The 17,712-nt window shown below is 39.9% G+C and carries 14 protein-coding genes; all 14 read left to right on the top strand.

Annotated features, from left to right (window positions below; genetic code table 11):
* The 14 genes from H9L19_RS00665 (at position 1) to H9L19_RS00600 (ending at position 17,678) form a co-directional block, all read left to right on the top strand.
* A complete protein-coding gene (locus H9L19_RS00665; protein WP_187529284.1) occupies positions 1–600 on the top strand; it encodes an XTP/dITP diphosphatase in 600 nt (199 codons plus the stop codon).
* Positions 600–1,118 carry a YfcE family phosphodiesterase gene (locus H9L19_RS00660; RefSeq protein ID WP_187529283.1) on the top strand — a complete coding sequence of 173 codons (519 nt, stop codon included), beginning with the start codon at positions 600–602 and terminating at the stop codon, positions 1,116–1,118. The genes H9L19_RS00665 and H9L19_RS00660 overlap by 1 nt, the downstream gene beginning before the upstream one ends.
* Positions 1,119–1,165: 47 nt before the next feature.
* On the top strand, positions 1,166–1,510 hold the full coding sequence (locus H9L19_RS00655) for a cysteine desulfurase (RefSeq protein WP_187529282.1): 345 nt from the start codon (positions 1,166–1,168) through the stop codon (positions 1,508–1,510).
* A 376-nt stretch (positions 1,511–1,886) separates the two neighbouring features.
* Positions 1,887–4,076, top strand: coding sequence for an anaerobic ribonucleoside-triphosphate reductase (nrdD, locus tag H9L19_RS00650; protein ID WP_187529281.1), 2,190 nt, complete (start codon positions 1,887–1,889; stop codon positions 4,074–4,076).
* Positions 4,018–4,605, top strand: a complete 588-nt coding sequence (gene nrdG / locus H9L19_RS00645) for an anaerobic ribonucleoside-triphosphate reductase activating protein (protein WP_187529280.1) — start codon at positions 4,018–4,020, stop codon at positions 4,603–4,605. The genes nrdD and nrdG overlap by 59 nt, the downstream gene beginning before the upstream one ends.
* A 125-nt stretch (positions 4,606–4,730) precedes the next feature.
* Positions 4,731–6,056, top strand: coding sequence for an adenylosuccinate lyase (gene purB / locus H9L19_RS00640; protein ID WP_187529279.1), 1,326 nt, complete (start codon positions 4,731–4,733; stop codon positions 6,054–6,056).
* A gap of 172 nt (positions 6,057–6,228) precedes the next feature.
* A complete protein-coding gene (locus tag H9L19_RS00635) occupies positions 6,229–6,891 on the top strand; it encodes a histidine phosphatase family protein (protein WP_187529278.1) in 663 nt (220 codons plus the stop codon).
* Positions 6,892–6,949: 58 nt separating this feature from the next.
* Positions 6,950–7,603: a tetratricopeptide repeat protein gene (locus H9L19_RS00630; protein WP_187529277.1), complete on the top strand. Its 654-nt coding sequence runs from the start codon at positions 6,950–6,952 to the stop codon at positions 7,601–7,603.
* Entirely contained in the window at positions 7,596–10,079 is a 2,484-nt protein-coding gene (gene recD2 / locus H9L19_RS00625) for an SF1B family DNA helicase RecD2 (RefSeq protein ID WP_187529276.1), read from the top strand. The genes H9L19_RS00630 and recD2 overlap by 8 nt, the downstream gene beginning before the upstream one ends.
* A 61-nt stretch (positions 10,080–10,140) precedes the next feature.
* Positions 10,141–11,355 carry a CCA tRNA nucleotidyltransferase gene (locus tag H9L19_RS00620; RefSeq protein WP_187529275.1) on the top strand — a complete coding sequence of 405 codons (1,215 nt, stop codon included), beginning with the start codon at positions 10,141–10,143 and terminating at the stop codon, positions 11,353–11,355.
* A gap of 1 nt (position 11,356) precedes the next feature.
* Positions 11,357–13,261 carry an ABC-F family ATP-binding cassette domain-containing protein gene (locus H9L19_RS00615; protein ID WP_187529274.1) on the top strand — a complete coding sequence of 635 codons (1,905 nt, stop codon included), beginning with the start codon at positions 11,357–11,359 and terminating at the stop codon, positions 13,259–13,261.
* 12 nt (positions 13,262–13,273) lie between these two features.
* Entirely contained in the window at positions 13,274–13,774 is a 501-nt protein-coding gene (locus H9L19_RS00610; protein ID WP_187529273.1) for a dihydrofolate reductase, read from the top strand.
* 167 nt (positions 13,775–13,941) lie between these two features.
* The gene (locus H9L19_RS00605; protein ID WP_243198185.1) at positions 13,942–14,190 is read left to right on the top strand and encodes a YjzD family protein; all 249 of its coding nucleotides are present in this window, start codon (positions 13,942–13,944) and stop codon (positions 14,188–14,190) included.
* Between the two features lie 110 nt (positions 14,191–14,300).
* Positions 14,301–17,678: a DNA polymerase III subunit alpha gene (locus H9L19_RS00600; protein ID WP_187529272.1), complete on the top strand. Its 3,378-nt coding sequence runs from the start codon at positions 14,301–14,303 to the stop codon at positions 17,676–17,678.
* Positions 17,679–17,712 lie beyond the last annotated feature (34 nt).

Genomic DNA, 17,712 nt, shown 5'->3' with positions numbered 1-17,712 from the left:
ATGCAATCAATAATTTTTGCGACGAAAAATGAAGGTAAAGTACGTGAATTTAAAACGGCTTTAGCTCCCTTTGGATTAAACCTAATCTCGTTAAATGAGTTGACAGATGTACCTGATATTGTCGAAAATGGTCAAACTTTTGAAGAAAATGCACGGATTAAAGCCCAAACCATTGCGACATACCTTAATCAACCAGTAATTGCGGAGGATTCAGGATTAATTGTTGATGCGTTGAATGGGGCACCAGGAATTTACTCGGCGCGTTATGCTGGGGATCACGATGATAAGGCTAATAATCAAAAATTGTTAGTTGAATTGAAAAAAGTAGCACCTAGTACACGTGAAGCGGCTTTTCAAACTGATATTGTTGCCATTAAGCCGAATGGGAGTGAGCTTGTTGCTTCAGGTCAAGTTCAAGGCATGATTTTGGAGCATGCGCAGGGGACAAATGGATTTGGCTATGACCCATTGTTTTACTATGAGCCTTATCATAAAACACTTGCAGAATTATCCGTTGCGCAAAAAAACGAGATTTCACATCGTGGGGCAGCATTGCGACAATTTGTTGCAAAGTTTGATTTATGGTGGGAGGAAAAATAATGGATTATTTATTTGTTTCTGATGCGCATGGGGATCGGGCAGTTTTGGGAAAAATTGTCACTGCCTATCAAAATAAGGTGCACGCAATTTTTTATAATGGTGATTCTGAATTACCAGCTGATGATGAATTGTTTAATACAATGTTGCCAGTGATTGGAAATATGGATTTTGACGCAATGTTTCCAGATGATCGCCAATATCACGACGCAACAATTGATATTTATCAAACGCATGGTCATTTATATCAGACTGAGCTTAATTTGAATCAGATTCGACAAAAAGTTAGTACACTTAATATTGAAGTAGTCACACTCGGACATACGCATCAATTGGGGGCTGAGGTGATTGATAATAAACTATTTATTAATCCAGGTTCGATTGCTTTGCCTAAGGGACCTTATGCGTATATTGGGGGCACGTTTGCGATACTTACGGTGACGGCTGATACTTTGCAGGTGCAGTTCTATAATCGAGATTTGCGGGCTGTGCCGGAATTACAATTTAGTTTTCCCCGCTAACATGATTATGATGTATTAATTAAAACAGATAAGATGGAGGAATAGTAATGGCATTTGAAAAAGCAGTTCAAGTTCCTGGTGACTCAAAGACATATCGCTTTAATCCTGAATTAAAGCGGTACGCATTAGGTGACACTGGATTTGTGCAAAATAATGCGGGTGCGTATGTTATGCAATGGGCACTAGAGCCAAGTAAAGGGTTAGCGAGTGCAATTAAGCTAAAAGTTGTGGTTAATAAAGAGTTATCAGGGGTTAAAATTAAGACGATTAATCCCAGTGGCAACGATACGGTTAATATTTTTAAGCTGAACCAACCCGAAATGATTGAGTTATATCGCTTTTATTTGCAAGAATTAGTGCAACGGGAAATCCTGTTTGAAGAAGGGGCATAACGAATTGATTGCAAGCTGTTGCTTAAGCTAATTGACTTGTAAAGAAAACTATATATATACATTTATGCACATTACAAAATGAGAAAACAGATGAAAACGCTGATAAAATAACGTTGTGTTATGTTCTTATTATATGTTAGTAATGAATATGCATTTAACAATCAATACTAAAAATGACTAAAAACACCTTTAATTAGGTGTTTTTTGGTTGTTTACAAAACGTAAAAATGAATATTTATTCTTATGTTTTGATTTTGACACAATGGGTTTTGACGTGCATAATGCTATTATAGTCGCTAATAACGAAGAAATGTAACATTATGTTAGCGAATAAAAATAATAATGAATACATACTATAGTGAGGAGATGAGGGTTAATGGCGATTGTAGAAACTTCAACGTTAATTACAAAACGTTCAGGCGAAAAAGTTGAATTTCATGCTTATAAAGTTGAATTAATTCTTGATTTATTGGGCGTTGATGAGGATGTACGGCAGGCTGTCATGGCAGATGTACACCGGGTGAGTTCTCAGCCGTACTTAAATACGGCGATGATCTATGAGGCTGTATTGCTACAGCTAGAAACGGTGGCCCCAGAAGCTGCACATGAGTATCAAGAGGTCCATGCAATCAATGAGAAAATTTGGGCGCGGGCGATTGATCCTGAAACAAAATTGGGGTCACTGGTTAATAGTGATGACAAAACTATGCATGAAAATGCAAATAAAGATTCGCGTGTTTTTAATACCTTTCGAGATTTAATGGCCGGTATGGTTGGTAAATCGATGGGATTAAAGCTATTACCTGAGACGGTGGCAAAAGCTCATTTACGAGGAGATTTACATTGGCATGATTTGGATTACACGCCATTGGGACCAATGTCGAATTGCTGTTTGGTCGATTTTAAGCATATGTTTGCCAATGGTTATGTCATGGGCAATGCGCAAGTTGAACCGCCAAAATCAATTGGTACGGCAACAGCGCAAATGGCACAAATTATTGCTAATGTCGCCTCTTCGCAATATGGTGGGACCTCGGTGAATGCCGTCGATGAGTTATTAGCACCTTATGCGGCGTTAAACTATCAAAAACATTTGCAAATGGCTAAGAAGTTTGTCACACCTGAGAAACAAGTTGCGTATGCAACAGAACAAACTAAAAAGGATATTTATAATGCCATGCAAGCGTTAGAGTATGAAATTAATACGCTGGCATCAGCCCAAGGACAGACCCCGTTTACAACGCTTGGGTTTGGATTAGGAACAAACTGGATTGAACGTGAAATTCAAAAAGCGATTTTTGATATTCGCATTGCTGGTATTGGGCCAGATCACCGGACTGCAATTTTCCCAAAACTTGTTTTTTCGCTCAAACGCGGTGTGAATATGACGCCTGATGATCCCAATTATGATATTAAAAAATTAGCCATTACTTGTTCAGCTAAGCGAATGTACCCAGACGTATTAAATTATGAAAAAATTGTTGAACTAACAGGCTCGTTTAAGGCACCAATGGGATGTCGCTCCTTTTTACAAGGTTGGCGTGATGAAAATGGGGTTGAAGTCAATGAAGGCCGGATGAATTTAGGAGTTGTCACACTCAATATTCCACGTATTGCTATTCAGGCACGTGATGATCGAAACTTGTTTTGGCAAATTTTGGAAGAGCGTTTGGAACTAGCCAAAAAAGCATTAAAGTTTAAATTGGCTCGTACGAAAGAAGCCATGCCTGAGAATGCCCCAATTTTATATAAAAATGGGGTCTTTGGTAAGAATCTAACAGATGGCGATGATGTTGATATTTTGTTCCGAGATGGTCGAGCAACATTGTCGCTAGGCTATATCGGGTTGTATGAAGTAGGGACGCACTTTTTTGGCCCGGATTGGGAGCAAAATTCAGCTGCGCATGATTTTACGGTGGCGATTGTTAAACGACTAAATGAAGCCTGCAAGGCATGGGAAGCAGAAGATGGCTACCATTATTCTGTTTATTCAACGCCTGCAGAATCCTTAACTGATCGTTTTTGTGAATTGGACAAAGTACGTTTTGGACTAATAGCTGATATTACCGATAAAGAATATTACACAAATTCTTTTCATTACGATGTACGCAAGCATCCAAATCCATTTGAAAAATTGACGTTCGAAGAGGCGTATCCAAAGTATGCATCGGGTGGCTTTATTCATTATTGTGAGTACCCTAATTTAAAACAAAACCCTGCTGCTTTAGAAGCTGTTTGGGATTTCGCTTATGATCATGTCGGTTATTTAGGAACGAATACGCCGATTGATAAATGCTTTAAATGCGGATTTGAAGGTGATTTTCAACCAACTGCGAGAGGTTTTCGTTGTCCTGAATGTGGCAATCGTGATCCGCAAACGTGTGATGTTGTCAAAAGAACGTGCGGTTATCTGGGCAATCCACAAGCTCGACCAATGATTCATGGGCGACATGTTGAAATTGCATCACGAGTCAAACATATGTCACAAACGGAGGTGAATCAAGAAGATGTCAACGAAACTTTCGAATGGCATTACAGTGCCGGAGAAGCAGGAATGGCGGACTGAAGACCTGTCATTAAGCAACATTGCAGATTATAAGCCATTTATCATGGTTGATGGCCCGGGTGTGCGCTGTTCAGTCTATGTTTCAGGGTGTAAATTCTTATGTCCAGGTTGCTATAATGTTGCTGCACAAAATTTTAATTACGGGACACCATATTCAAAAGCATTAGAAGATCAGATTATTGATGATTTACGTCAACCTTATGTTCAAGGGTTAACCTTGTTGGGAGGAGAACCATTTTTGAATACCGGGGTTACTTTGCAGCTGGTACGTCGGGTCCGCGAGGAGTTTGGGCATACAAAAGACATTTGGTCTTGGACCGGTTATACTTGGGAAGAGTTGCTTGAAGAGACTGATGATAAAAAAGCACTTTTAAAAGCGATTGACGTAGTAGTAGATGGTCGGTTTATACAAGCGTTGATGGATTTGACTTTACGTTTTCGGGGGTCATCGAACCAACGCATGATTCGGGTACCAGAAAGTTTACAGACTGGTGAAATTGTTCTATGGACAGATGAATATGATCAATGATTATTGGGCTTTGTTCGGATTTTAATGAATTTTTCAATGAATCTCTTTTTTTAGTTAATGTTTTGCGGTAAAATAGTAGATGTATGAGATGACAATATTTAAATTGAAAAAGATGAGGGCAACGCATGATTGATCGATATACACGATCTGAGATGGCAAATATTTGGTCACTACAGAGTCAGTATCAAGCTTGGCTTGATGTTGAAATTGCGGTAACAGGTGGGTTAGTTCGCGAGGGTGAAAAACATCCTGAATTAGCAAATGAGCGGCCAACGGCATCTGAATTAGACGCGATAAAAGAAAATGCAAAATTTGATGTCAAAGAAATTGCGGCGATTGAAGAGACGACGCGTCACGACATGGTCGCTTTTACACGAAATGTGTCTCAGTCTTTGGGCACAGAACGCAAATGGATTCATTACGGTCTCACCAGTACTGATGTTGTTGATACCGCACAAGGACTTCGGTTGCAGGCAGCAAACAAAATCATTAAAGCTGATTTGATACGTTACAGGGATGCTTTGGCAAAGTTAGCATTAAAATATAAAGACACAGTCATGATGGGACGGACACATGGTGTGCACGCTGAGCCAACAACATTTGGATTAGTGATTGCGCGTTACTATCAAGCGGCGGTGCGCGATATTGAACGTTTTGAAAATGCCTCAACGGTTGTGGAAACTGGTAAATTATCTGGGTCAGTTGGAACGTTTGCAAACATTTCACCTGAAGTCGAAACAGACGCGATGACGATTTTGGGGCTTACGCCACAGCCAATTGGTTCACAAGTGCTACCGCGTGACTTGCATGCCGAGTATGTCTCAACTTTGGCTTTAATTGGTACAACTTTAGAAGAGCTTGCAGTTGAGATCCGAGGATTACAGCGTTCAGAAATTCATGAAGTTGAAGAAGGTTTTGCTGGTGGGCAAAAGGGATCTTCTTCGATGCCACATAAACGAAACCCAATTGGTTCAGAGAACATAGTTGGCTTGTCTCGTGTACTGCGTGGCTACGCAGTAACGGCGTTTGAAAATGTGCCGTTGTGGCATGAACGAGATATATCACATTCTTCAGCTGAGCGGATAATCTTACCAGATGCGACTGCAACGCTGGACTATATGGTACATCGATTAACGGGAATTGTTGAAAATTTGCAAGTTTTCCCTGAAACAATGCAAAAAAATATGACACGAACTTATGGTTTGATTTATTCGCAACGCTTAATGTATGCATTAATGGATGATGCCAATTGGTCTCGTGAACAAGCATATGATGCAGTTCAACCTTTAACGGCTATTTCATGGGATCAACAAGTCCAATTTAGAACACTAGTTGATCAAGATGAAGCAATTACTGCTGTTTTAACTAAGACTCAAATTGATGATGCATTTGATTACCATTGGCATTTACGTCATGTCGATGATGTCTTTAAGCGAATTGGTTTAATTTAAATGGGATGATTGAGATGGCAGGTCGGTGCCATCTTTTTTTATGGCTTTTGTGTCATTTGATTACTGATGGGAAATTAGTACAAATTTTAAATGTATGCTAGGTCTAGATTCGGGTTAAATCAAAATTGAAATTGAGATATAATGAACAGATAAGCATAGAGGAGAAAATGAGATGACAAGATTATATTTTATTCGGCATGGTAAAACGGAGTGGAATAATGATGGCCGCTTTCAAGGGGCAAATGGTGATTCACCATTGTTACCAGAATCTTATCATCAGATAAAGCAATTGGGTGCACATTTGAAACACGTTAAATTTGCCCATGCTTGGTCTTCACCTTTGGCAAGGGCACGCCGGACAGCTGAAAATACGTTGTCGTTGTTGGATGACCAACCGGCCTTAACCTTGTCATCAGGTTTGATAGAGTTTAGTGTCGGCTCTTGGGAAGGTCAGATGTTTGCTGACGTACAAGCTAAGCAACCACAACAATATGATGCATGGCGTAATCATCCAGATCAATTTGATGCTAAGCAAGTTTTGGGTGCTGAAACATTTGAAGCGGTACAGTTACGTTTTCAACATACCGTTAAACAGGCGATTGCGAGCTATGGTGGTGATGATGTGAATTTAATTTTCTTTGGGCATGGGATGTTGTTGACGATCGGTATGGAAAGTCTGTTACAGACACCTTTGAGTCAGATTAGGGCCCGTGGTGGATTAGGCAATACATCAACGTCAATTCTTGAAACCAAAGATAATGTTAATTTCACTGAAATTATTCGCAATGATACATCGTATTTAGATGTGCAAGCTGATGCTAGCAATACGATTTAATGGCAATTTGCTCAGTTTTTTTGAAGTAAGTGTTTATATATAGAACAGGATGGGTGACATGGCAACAACAAAAGATTTGCAGGCAGATTTGAAAATGTTGGTTGCGCGTATCAATGATGATGCTCATGACTGGCGTGCATATGTTGATTTAATTAATGTTTTAGTAACGAGTGAAAATTTTGTTGAGGCAGAAGAATTAGCGCTCAAAAGTTTGACGCTGTTCAAATCGTCAACAGAAGCACAACAACAACTGTTGTATACGACTGGTAACCTATATTATTTAGCTGGAAAATATGAATTGGCTAATCAGTTTTTTACGCAGGTTGATGATCGGAATTTAAAACATGATGCCACAATGATGCAAGCCCAAAGTTGGTTTAACCAAAAACGGTACCAACAAGCATTGGCTTTTGCATTAACAGGGGTTGAACAGCAACCAAATGATGAAGCAGCCCAAGTTTTGCTGGGCAATATTTGGATGAGCTTACAATCATTTGAGCAAGCAGCTACGCAATTTGAACAGGCCCTAAAGGTTAATCAGGATAACTTTGATGCAAATTTTGGTCTTGGGGTGCTTGCTGCCATTAACGGTGAGCGAGAAAATCATGGTTTCACGATGGCAAAACAGATTGATGCAGAAAAATTTGAACGACAGACGCGACAACTTGATGATTTGTTGCAAGTGATGGTAGGAAATCGAAACGATGAATAATCAAAATCATTTTTTTGAAACTGAAAAATCAATGCTTACCGGTCAAGTTGAGGGGATTATTTTTGCAGCACAGGATAGTTTTTATAAGGTGTTAGCTGTCACGATTGAGGATAAAAATTTTGATTATGATGCTGATGAGATGACGATTACTGGGTCATTTGGTGAACTCCAAATTGGTGCGACATACGAATTTGTTGGACGGGTAACCAGTCATGCACGTTTTGGCGAACAATTTAGTGCCCAACAATATAAACGGTTAGCAGCTAGTTCAAGTGTTGGATTAGTTAAATATTTATCAAGTTCTGATTTTGATGGCATTGGTGAAAAAACCGCTGAAAAAATTGTTGATGCGTTAGGTATAAATGCCATTGACGTTATTTTGGACTCGCCAGATCAATTAGCCACATTGGGCTTGTCATTTAAGCAGCAAAAAACGATTGTGACTCAGCTTAAACAAGCTAATGGTATGGAACGTGCGATTATTGCTTTGAATGATTATGGGTTTAGCGCCAATCTCGCAGCACAAATTTATGCCAAGTATGGCAATGCGACATTAGATATATTGCACGATAATCCTTATCAATTAGTCATTGATATCGAAGGGGTCAGTTTCACTCGCGTTGACCAATTGGCTATGCAAAGTGGGATGTCAGCCTTAGACGAACGTCGGGTTCAAGCTGGATTAATTGCTGCATTAAATCGGGCAACTTTTGAGAATGGCGATACTTATATTACGATTGAGCAACTATGCATTGTGACCATCCGTTTGTTAGAACAAGCCCAAAACGTGCGAATTGACATGAGTTTGGTTAAGCAAGCTATTCTGGGTATGACGCAAGCTGGCTATTTGATTGCGGATGATAATCGTATTTTTATGGCTGATATCTATCTATCAGAAGTCCAAATTGCTCAAAAAATTATTGAGTTAAACACGCAAATTGGTCAATTTAAACGTGCTGAAGTTGTGCAAGCATTAAATGCGGCAGAAAAAGACAATCCATTTCCATATGCGGAAGAACAACAAGAAGCAATGATTGCGGCTTTGACCAATAAATTATTTATATTAACGGGTGGACCTGGTACGGGTAAAACGACGATTATTAACGGGGTTGTGGCTGCTTTCCAGCATTTAATGCAAAAGGCAGGTTGGACTGAAAAAAAGATCAATGCAGCGATTAAATTAGTGGCACCAACAGGAAGAGCGGCAAAACGTCTGTCTGAAGCAACAGGCATGCCAGCCTCAACCATCCATCGACTCTTAGGAATCACTGGTCGCGAGAAAATGGCCGATTTAGATATTGATAATATTGAAGGCCAATTATTGATTGTTGATGAAATGTCGATGGTGGACACTGAATTGTTCAGTATTTTATTGAGTGCGACACCGCAAAATATGCAGGTGATTCTCGTTGGTGATAAAGATCAGTTACCCTCAGTTGGACCGGGCCAAGTATTCTCGGATTTATTAGCTAGTGGGAAACTTAATTTTCGCGAATTAGAGCTGATTCACCGACAAGGAGATGGCTCTTCCATCGTGACATTGGCCAATGAAGTCAAACATGGTACGTTGCCAGATGATTTGATGCAGCAGCAGAACGATCGGGCATTTTTTGCTGGACATGTCGGACAAGTTGCGGATGCGATTGAAAAAATTGTCAAAAGTTGGATTGCGCATGGTAATAGTGCAGCTGATATGCAAATTTTATCGCCGATGTATCGGACTGACGCTGGCGTGAACCAACTCAATCTGATTGCACAGAATTTATTTAATCCATTAAAGGCGAAAAGTCGTGAGATGCGTTGGCGAGAAGGTGATTTTGAATTTGGGTTCCGCGTTGGCGATAAAGTGATGCAAAAAACGAATGATCCAGAGAATAATGTCTTTAATGGCGATATTGGGTATATCACAACAATTTTATTTGCAAAGGATAAACAAAACACGGAAAAATCCGATGTGATTGAAGTGGATTTTGAAGCGCAACATGTGACATATCAACGGTCTGAATTTATGAATTTGACCTTAGCTTATGCAACAACGATTCACAAAGCACAAGGTGGCGAATATGATTTAGTCATTCTACCGTTAGTTCGACAATTTAACCGAATGCTACAACGGAATTTATTGTACACAGGTTTGACGCGTGCTCGAAAGTCGTTGGTTTTAATTGGTGAACCTGACGCGTTTCAGGCTGCAGCACAGACCCAAGGCGCCGTTCGCAAAACAATGTTACCAGTGCGGTTATCAGCTGCAATTGATGGTGTGTTACCAAAAATGCCGACTGTAGCAGAAATGACAAAAGAAGTGGTTCAGAACGATGACGCCTCAAATTTGGTAGAGAGTAGTCAGTCAGATACTACGTTTGAGACAGTCGAAAACGAAGAAAAGATTGAGCGTTTGACCGTAGAAAAAATAATGGCAGCAACCATCGAACCAAACATTGGGATGGCTGATTTAACGCCAGCTGATTTTATGTGACAGGTATTGGCGTTGTATAGTAAACTTAGCGTGAAGTTTTATTAGAAAGGATGTCGGGAAAATGCAGATTAAACATTTACCAGAAGAATTTAAAAGTGCATTGCCAATTATTCATACGTTGGAAGCAGCAGGATATGAAGCGTACTTTGTTGGGGGAGCCGTCCGAGATACTTTACTTAATAAACCAATTCATGACGTTGATATCGCCACATCTGCGTATCCAGAAGAAGTGAAGCAACTATTCGATCGAACCGTTGATACAGGAATTGAACATGGGACGGTCATGATACTCGATCATGGACAAGGTTATGAAACGACTACTTTTCGAACTGAATCAACGTATACTGATTTTAGGCGACCGGATCAGGTCACTTTTGTCCGTTCTTTATCAGATGATTTAAAACGCCGTGATTTCACAATTAATGCGTTGGCACTAAGGGGTGATGGACTAGTCGTCGATTTATTTAATGGTGTATCTGATTTAGAGCATCAAACGTTAAGGGCAGTTGGACATGCATCTGACCGATTTCAAGAAGATGCTTTACGCATGATGCGTGCCGTTCGATTTGCTGCACAATTGGATTTTACAATTGAACCTGACACTAAACAAGCAATTGTTGATCATGCGCCATTATTGGAAAAAATTGCGATCGAACGTGTGAATGTTGAACTAACTAAAATGTTGCAAGGTCGTAATGCGCAATATGGGTTACTTGAATTGTTGGCAACCCGATTGAATGCCTATATGCCTGGGCTAAAAAATGTTGAGATTGATTTATGGGGTTATGCGGAACTATTAGCGAAAGACCAACCCGATACACCAACTGTCGCATGGACATTGCTTGCATTTGAACTTGGATTAACGCCAAAAGACACCGAGACTTTTCTTCGACTTTGGAAACATGGTAACGAATTAATTCAGCAGGCACAAAAAGCAATTACCTTATTAAATGTTTTGCGTCAATCAGAGGCAACTAATTGGCAGTTGTATATGACTGGTGATGCCTTTCCAAATGCGATGCGCGTGTTACAGCTAAGTCAGCTTCCTAATGACGTTCTAGAATTAAAAAATCGATATATGCAACTGGCGATCCACCATCGCGATGAGTTACAAATTAGTGGTAAAATTTTGCAGTCAGCCATCAATCTGCAACCAGGTCCGATGTTTGGGAAAATACTGGGTGAACTTGAAAAATTAGTGGTTGCTGGTCAAGTAGCGAATAATCAATCCGACTTAATTGCCAGAGCCAAAGCAATCGCAGAAAAAGAGAAGTAGAATGAAACAATTTCGAGCAACAAAACTATCTAGTGTATACGGCGAAAAGACCCTCTTAGATACTGTTTCTTTTCTGGTAGAAACAGGTGATCGAATCGGTATTGTTGGGGTCAATGGTGCGGGGAAAACAACGTTGCTAAACGCGATAGCTCAAACGACGCCAGCTGATTCAGGATTAATTGAGACGCCTAATGACTATTCAATTGGTTATTTGACACAAGAACCCCAATTGGATGAAGATAAATTAGTGATGGATGCCATTTTTGCTGGAGCACAGCCAATTTTTGCATTAATTCGTGATTATGAGGCGGCCTTAGAAACTTATTCAATGGATCCAAATGACGCTAAATCGTTAAGGCGATACACGCAATTAGAAGAACGAATGACGCAAGAAGACGCTTGGTTAGCTGAGTCGGAAGTGAAAACGATTTTAACGCAATTACATTTGCCTAATCTGAATTTACCGGTTTCTGCACTATCTGGTGGTCAACGTAAACGTGTTGGATTGGCACAGATTTTGATTCAAGCACCCGATCTTTTACTGCTTGATGAGCCAACAAATCATTTGGATTTTGATTCAATTGAGTGGTTAGAAAAATATTTAACCCATTATAAAGGGGCAGTGATGGCCGTTACACACGATCGTTATTTTCTTGATCATGTGGCAAATCGTGTATTTGAACTCTCGTTTGGTCAATTATATGAATATACCGGTAATTACGAAGCATATGTTACGGCTAAGGCAGAACGTGTTGCGGCAGCAAAGGTTGCTGATCATAAGCAGGCACAGTTATATAAACAAGAATTAGCATGGATGCGTACTTCTGCTAGAGCGCGTTCAACGAAGCAAAAAGCACGAGAAAACCGTTTTGCTGAAGTGGCTGAAAAGCAGGGGACATTAAAACTTGATAGCGATGTTGAAGTGAATTTGGGACAGACGCGATTAGGCAAGAAAGTGATCAATATTGAACAAGCCGATTTATCGTTTGATCAATTGGTCATTTTAGAACATTTTGACACGTTGATTCAAGCTAATCAACGCATTGGAATTACTGGCCCAAATGGTACAGGTAAGTCCTCTTTGTTAAACGTGATTGCTGGGAAAGTGGCATTAGACGCGGGGACAGTTGAAATTGGTGAGACTGTCAAGTTAGCTTACTATACACAGCAAACAGAACCGATTCCGGATGATAAGCGAGTTATTGCTTATTTGTCAGAAGTGGCTGAAACAGTGACAAATCGCGACGGTGATCGGGTATCAGTAACGGAATTACTGGAACAATTTCTATTTCCTAGTTTTATGCATGGTACGTTAATCCGAAAATTATCAGGTGGCGAAAAAAGACGTTTGTATTTGCTCAAATTACTTTTGGAACAGCCAAATGTCTTGCTATTGGATGAACCGACTAATGATTTAGATATTGGGACATTGACTGTGCTCGAAGATTATTTGCAGAAATTTGCGGGGACTGTAATTACGGTTTCCCATGACCGATATTTTTTGGATAAGGTTGCTGACCGGTTATTCATTTTTCATGGACAAGGGCAAATTGAGACTTACGATGGTCAATTCTCAGATTATTTGTTGAAAAATGGTGCCCCAATGCTCTCTTCAGGCGACCATAAGCCAGCAGCAAAACAATATGTCGCAGAAAAAGAGGTAACGCGACATGACAATAAAGGCAAAAAGAAGTTAACGTATGCTGAACAAATCGAGTATGGTTCGATTGAAGCCGAGATAGAACAGCTTGAGACAGATATTAGTGATATCACTGCTAATATGAATCAGAGCGGGACTGACTTTGAAGAATTAGCAGTACTCCAGCAAACGCTTGATGCAAAGAATGAATTGTTAGAGACAAAGATGAATCGTTGGGCCGAATTAGAAGAGCGGTCTGAATCATAAAGGAGATTGAATATGGTTGATACGATCTTAGTCTGGGCTCAGACTGAAAACGGGACAATTGCGATGAACGGTGAAATACCATGGCGTGAAAAAGCCGATATGCGTTTCTTTCGTGAAATCACTCAAAATCAGGTTGTTGTTATGGGACGCCATACAATGCAATCATTTCACGGCCGCCCATTACCGCATCGAACGAATTTGGTCTTGTCACATGACAAATCATTAGTTGTTCCTGAAGGGTTTCAAGTCGTACATTCTATCGACGAGGCTAAAACGATTGCAAGTCAGCAGAATCAGAAGCTCATGGTAATTGGTGGTAAGGCTATTTATGAATCCTTTATGCCTGATGCCACTCAATTGTATGTCACTTATTTAAACACTGATTTTACAGGTGATGTGATGATGGCACCCGTTGATAAAACAATTTGGCAGGGAGAGTCAATTCGTTTGGGACATGCAGATGATGAGAATGATTTTGATTATGAGATTATCAAATATTCAAGACGGAAATAGTACACGTATTTTACAATCATAAAATGACAATTGATGGTATTTCATATCAAAGCAATTAAAATTTCTATTTGGAACAGTTGAAGTACTGGTTAAAAGTATGAGTTGTGGATGATCGAAATCTGAAAAACGTAAGATTTCATGTGACATCTGTCTTTGAAAAGCGTAAAATGAAGATAAATTATAATTCAGTGGGGATGACAAACATGCGGTACATCGTAACATTTTTCTGGACAGCCATTTTAGGTGCGGTGATTGGTTATATTGGTAGTGCGCTACAAAATGCACATGCCGATTACCAACAAACGATTATTGTGGCATTAGTGACAGGCTCAATTGGCGCTATTGCGTCATACTTTATCTCAAAGGCTCATGCACCAAAGGTTGTTATGGACTCGGACGAAGACGAAGAAGCGTAATTTAAAATTGATCATAGAAGGTGCAGGACACTTGTTCTGCGCTTTTCTTTTAGATTATTAATCAAGTATAATTAAACTAAATGACTTGATATCGTGAAAGGGGGAGGCTAATGGTACCCTTAAACATTCGAAGTACGTATACGCTACTTCAAAGTCCACTTCAGCCAACCGTCTTAGTTGAAACAGCCCAAAAACGCGGTTATCGTGCGGTTGGGTTGGCTGATGAAACAGTGCTTTATGCGCTTGATCAATTTTATCAAGCAACACAGAATAATGAGATACATGCAGTATTGGGCTTGACGATTGAGGTGCAAGGCTTAATCAATGCAGCAACACAGTTTCCCTTGACTTTGTACGTTGAAAATCAACAAGGTTATCATCATTTAATTCAAATCTCGAGTTTTTTGAAAACACGTAAAGCAGGTCAAACAGTATCGCTTACTGATTTGCAACCTTTTTTTGGCGGTTTATTTATCGTTGTCCCAGGTATTAGTGAATTGTCGTTGTTACTGATGAATGGCACGACGGGCGCAAATGAGTTTATCGCTGAATTGGTGCATTTCTTTTCGTCTGATCACATTTTTATTGGTGTTAACTTAGAAATGAGTTCAGAAGAGATAGAGACGATAAGGACCATAGCTGAGCCCGCCGCATTGCGATTAATTGCGTTTGATGAAGTGCGGTATCTTGATCCGGAAGATCAATTTACAAGGCGAGTGATACAAGGTATCGGACAAGGCGAGGTGTTAACTAATTTAGGGGCATCGATGAGTCAAGCCGGGCAGCAGTTTTTACAGCAAGCTGAATTATGGGAAAATGCATATCGAGCCAAAAATTTGAGTGATGCTGCATTGAATTCGGATTGGCTAGCAGCCCACAGCCAGTTTGAAATGGCTAAAGTATCAACCAACTTACCCCAAGTCATTGCAGATAAAAAGCTAAGCGCCAAGGATTATCTGGCTGACTTATCTATGCAGGGTCTGAAACGGCGCTTACGTGACCTGCAAGGTGAACCAACACAGTATTATCAACGTTTATCAGATGAATTAGCAGTCATTGATCAATTGGGATTTAATGAGTATTTCTTAATTGTGTGGGATGTGATTGATTTTGCGCATCGGCAGTCAATTAGAACTGGCCCTGGTCGAGGCTCAGCTGCTGGGTCGTTGGTTGCATACGCGTTATACATTACTGATGTCGATCCAATCGCCTTTGATTTGTTGTTTGAACGGTTCTTAAATGCTGAACGAGCACAAATGCCAGATATTGATATTGATATTCCTGACAACAAGCGTGAAATTGTATTGGAATACTTGCATGACAAATATGGACATCAGCAAGTGGCACAGATTATTACGTTTTCAACTTTTGGCATGAAACAAAGTATGCGCGATGTCGCACGCGTGTTTGGGTTAAAACCAGCTGAAATGGATCAACTTTCAAAAGCAATTCCAAATGATGTCAGCACTTTGGACGAAGCAGTTAAAAAATCGCAACGCTTGCAAAATGTATTGATTGATTTGCCGGTTGATGGCCAATTACTATTAAATACAGCTAAAAAAGTCATCGGGTTGCCAAGAAACCATTCATTGCATGCTGCGGGGATTGTTTTATCCGCCACACCGTTGGTTCAAACGATTCCGGTACAATTGGGCGAAGACGGTCGATTGGTAACGCAATTAACTAAAAACCCAGTTGAGAGATTGGGTTTGTTGAAGATGGATTTTTTAGCGTTGTCCAATTTGAACATTTTAGATATTGCGCTAAATGAGATTACTAAGTATGAAAAAGGGTTTAGTATTAATCAAATTGATTTAAATGACTCACAGACATTAGAGCTATTTAAACAAGGGTATACGAATGGTATATTTCAGTTTGAATCATCTGGTATGAAAAATATGCTGCGCCGATTAAAACCAGACCGGTTTGAAGACTTAGTCGCTGCAAACGCGTTATTTAGACCAGGACCAATGCAGAATATTCAAACGTTTATTGCGCGTAAGCACGGACAGGAAGCAATTGATTTGTTAGATGATAGTGTTGCTGACATTTTGTCACCAACCTATGGGGTGATTGTGTATCAAGAACAAGTGATGCGTGTCGCTGAGAAGTTTGCCGGTTTCTCATTGAGTGAAGCCGACTTGTTACGTCGTGCGATGTCTAAAAAGGATGCTGATAAAATTGCAGCAATTAAAAATCAATTTATTTCTGGTGCGATCGCAAAGGGACATACACAAGACTTGGCACAAAAGGTGTATGGGTATATTGAAACATTTGCTGAATATGGATTTAATCGCTCACATTCAGTTGCATATTCGAAATTGGCATTCCAACTGGCCTATCTAAAAGCGCATTATCCAACTGCCTTTTTTAAAGCCGTTTTGAATGCAGACATTAACAATCAAGAAAAGGTTCGCCATTACATTTTAGAAGCAAAAAATGCAAAAGTTATGATCAATCGACCTGATATTAATTTGAGTTGGGCTGGTTATTCGAGTAATACAGACGGGTTACAGATGGGCTTTGCAAGTATTCAAGGGATGCGTCGTGATTTTCGAGAAAACATCATTGCTAGTCGACAGGCACAGGGTGCATTTAAAGATCTGGCAGACTTTATTGGTCGAATTGATAATAAGTTTCGTTCGGTTGAAGCCATTACTCCGCTGGTAGACGTTGGCGCATTTGATCGTTTTAATCCAAATCGCAAAGCCTTGGTCGTGTCGTTGCAAGGGTTCATTGATGCAATCGGCTTAGCAGGTGAATCGTTATCGCTTTTCAAATCATTGACACCAAAAGTCAGAGAAATGGATGATTATAGTCAAAATGAACGGCTACAACATGAAAAGCAGTATTTAGGCGTGTATCTCAGTGGTCATCCGCTTGAACCAATTTTAGAAGCGGTTAATCGGGATGATTTGACCACCGTTTCAAATTTATCAGTTGATCAAAAAAGTATCAAAATTCTGCTATATATTGAAAATGTTAAGCTGATTCGGACGAAAAATGGTGATGCTATGGCATTTGTTGATGCTATGGATTTGACAGGTCAAATTTCGGTTACTGTCTTTCCAAGAACGTACACGCTGATTAAACCGCTATTACAAGCAGAACAAATTGTTGCCGTTTATGGTACAGTACAACAACAAAAAGGGCGGGATGGCCTACAAATTATTGCAAATCAAGTTGTTTCTGCGCAACAACTATTACAAAACAATCAGACGCGAGCTGATAATAGCGATGAATCACCATCAAAGGGGCAATGGTATTTACGTGTACCAATGTCTGCTGAAAATCAGACAATCAATACTGAGCTAGAGGCTGTTTTCCAAGTGCATCATGGTAATAATCCCGTCTTGGTTGTCTATGAAGCAGATAATCGCAAGCTTGCATTACCTCAATCTCAATGGCTTCAATCAGATCAAGCAACGATGCGTGCATTACAGTCGATTTTTGGCACGAATAATGTTGTTTTCAAAACTATTAAGTGAAACAGGTTTGTAGCGTACTCTAGTGGCTAGAAAT

The sequence above is a fragment of the Weissella diestrammenae genome (genome assembly GCF_014397255.1).
GTDB lineage: Bacteria > Bacillota > Bacilli > Lactobacillales > Lactobacillaceae > Weissella > Weissella diestrammenae.
This window is presented reverse-complemented; position numbering and strand designations above follow the sequence as displayed.

Bases quoted from the DNA above. Each gene is read 5' to 3' on its own strand.
- H9L19_RS00665 (WP_187529284.1), top strand. From the start codon at position 1: ATGCAATCAATAATTTTTGCGACGAAAAATGAAGGTAAAGTACGTGAA.
- H9L19_RS00660 (WP_187529283.1), top strand. From the start codon at position 600: ATGGATTATTTATTTGTTTCTGATGCGCATGGGGATCGGGCAGTTTTG.
- H9L19_RS00655 (WP_187529282.1), top strand. From the start codon at position 1,166: ATGGCATTTGAAAAAGCAGTTCAAGTTCCTGGTGACTCAAAGACATAT.
- nrdD (WP_187529281.1), top strand. From the start codon at position 1,887: ATGGCGATTGTAGAAACTTCAACGTTAATTACAAAACGTTCAGGCGAA.
- nrdG (WP_187529280.1), top strand. From the start codon at position 4,018: ATGTCAACGAAACTTTCGAATGGCATTACAGTGCCGGAGAAGCAGGAA.
- purB (WP_187529279.1), top strand. From the start codon at position 4,731: ATGATTGATCGATATACACGATCTGAGATGGCAAATATTTGGTCACTA.
- H9L19_RS00635 (WP_187529278.1), top strand. From the start codon at position 6,229: ATGACAAGATTATATTTTATTCGGCATGGTAAAACGGAGTGGAATAAT.
- H9L19_RS00630 (WP_187529277.1), top strand. From the start codon at position 6,950: ATGGCAACAACAAAAGATTTGCAGGCAGATTTGAAAATGTTGGTTGCG.
- recD2 (WP_187529276.1), top strand. From the start codon at position 7,596: ATGAATAATCAAAATCATTTTTTTGAAACTGAAAAATCAATGCTTACC.
- H9L19_RS00620 (WP_187529275.1), top strand. From the start codon at position 10,141: ATGCAGATTAAACATTTACCAGAAGAATTTAAAAGTGCATTGCCAATT.
- H9L19_RS00615 (WP_187529274.1), top strand. From the start codon at position 11,357: ATGAAACAATTTCGAGCAACAAAACTATCTAGTGTATACGGCGAAAAG.
- H9L19_RS00610 (WP_187529273.1), top strand. From the start codon at position 13,274: ATGGTTGATACGATCTTAGTCTGGGCTCAGACTGAAAACGGGACAATT.
- H9L19_RS00605 (WP_243198185.1), top strand. From the start codon at position 13,942: ATGAAGATAAATTATAATTCAGTGGGGATGACAAACATGCGGTACATC.
- H9L19_RS00600 (WP_187529272.1), top strand. From the start codon at position 14,301: ATGGTACCCTTAAACATTCGAAGTACGTATACGCTACTTCAAAGTCCA.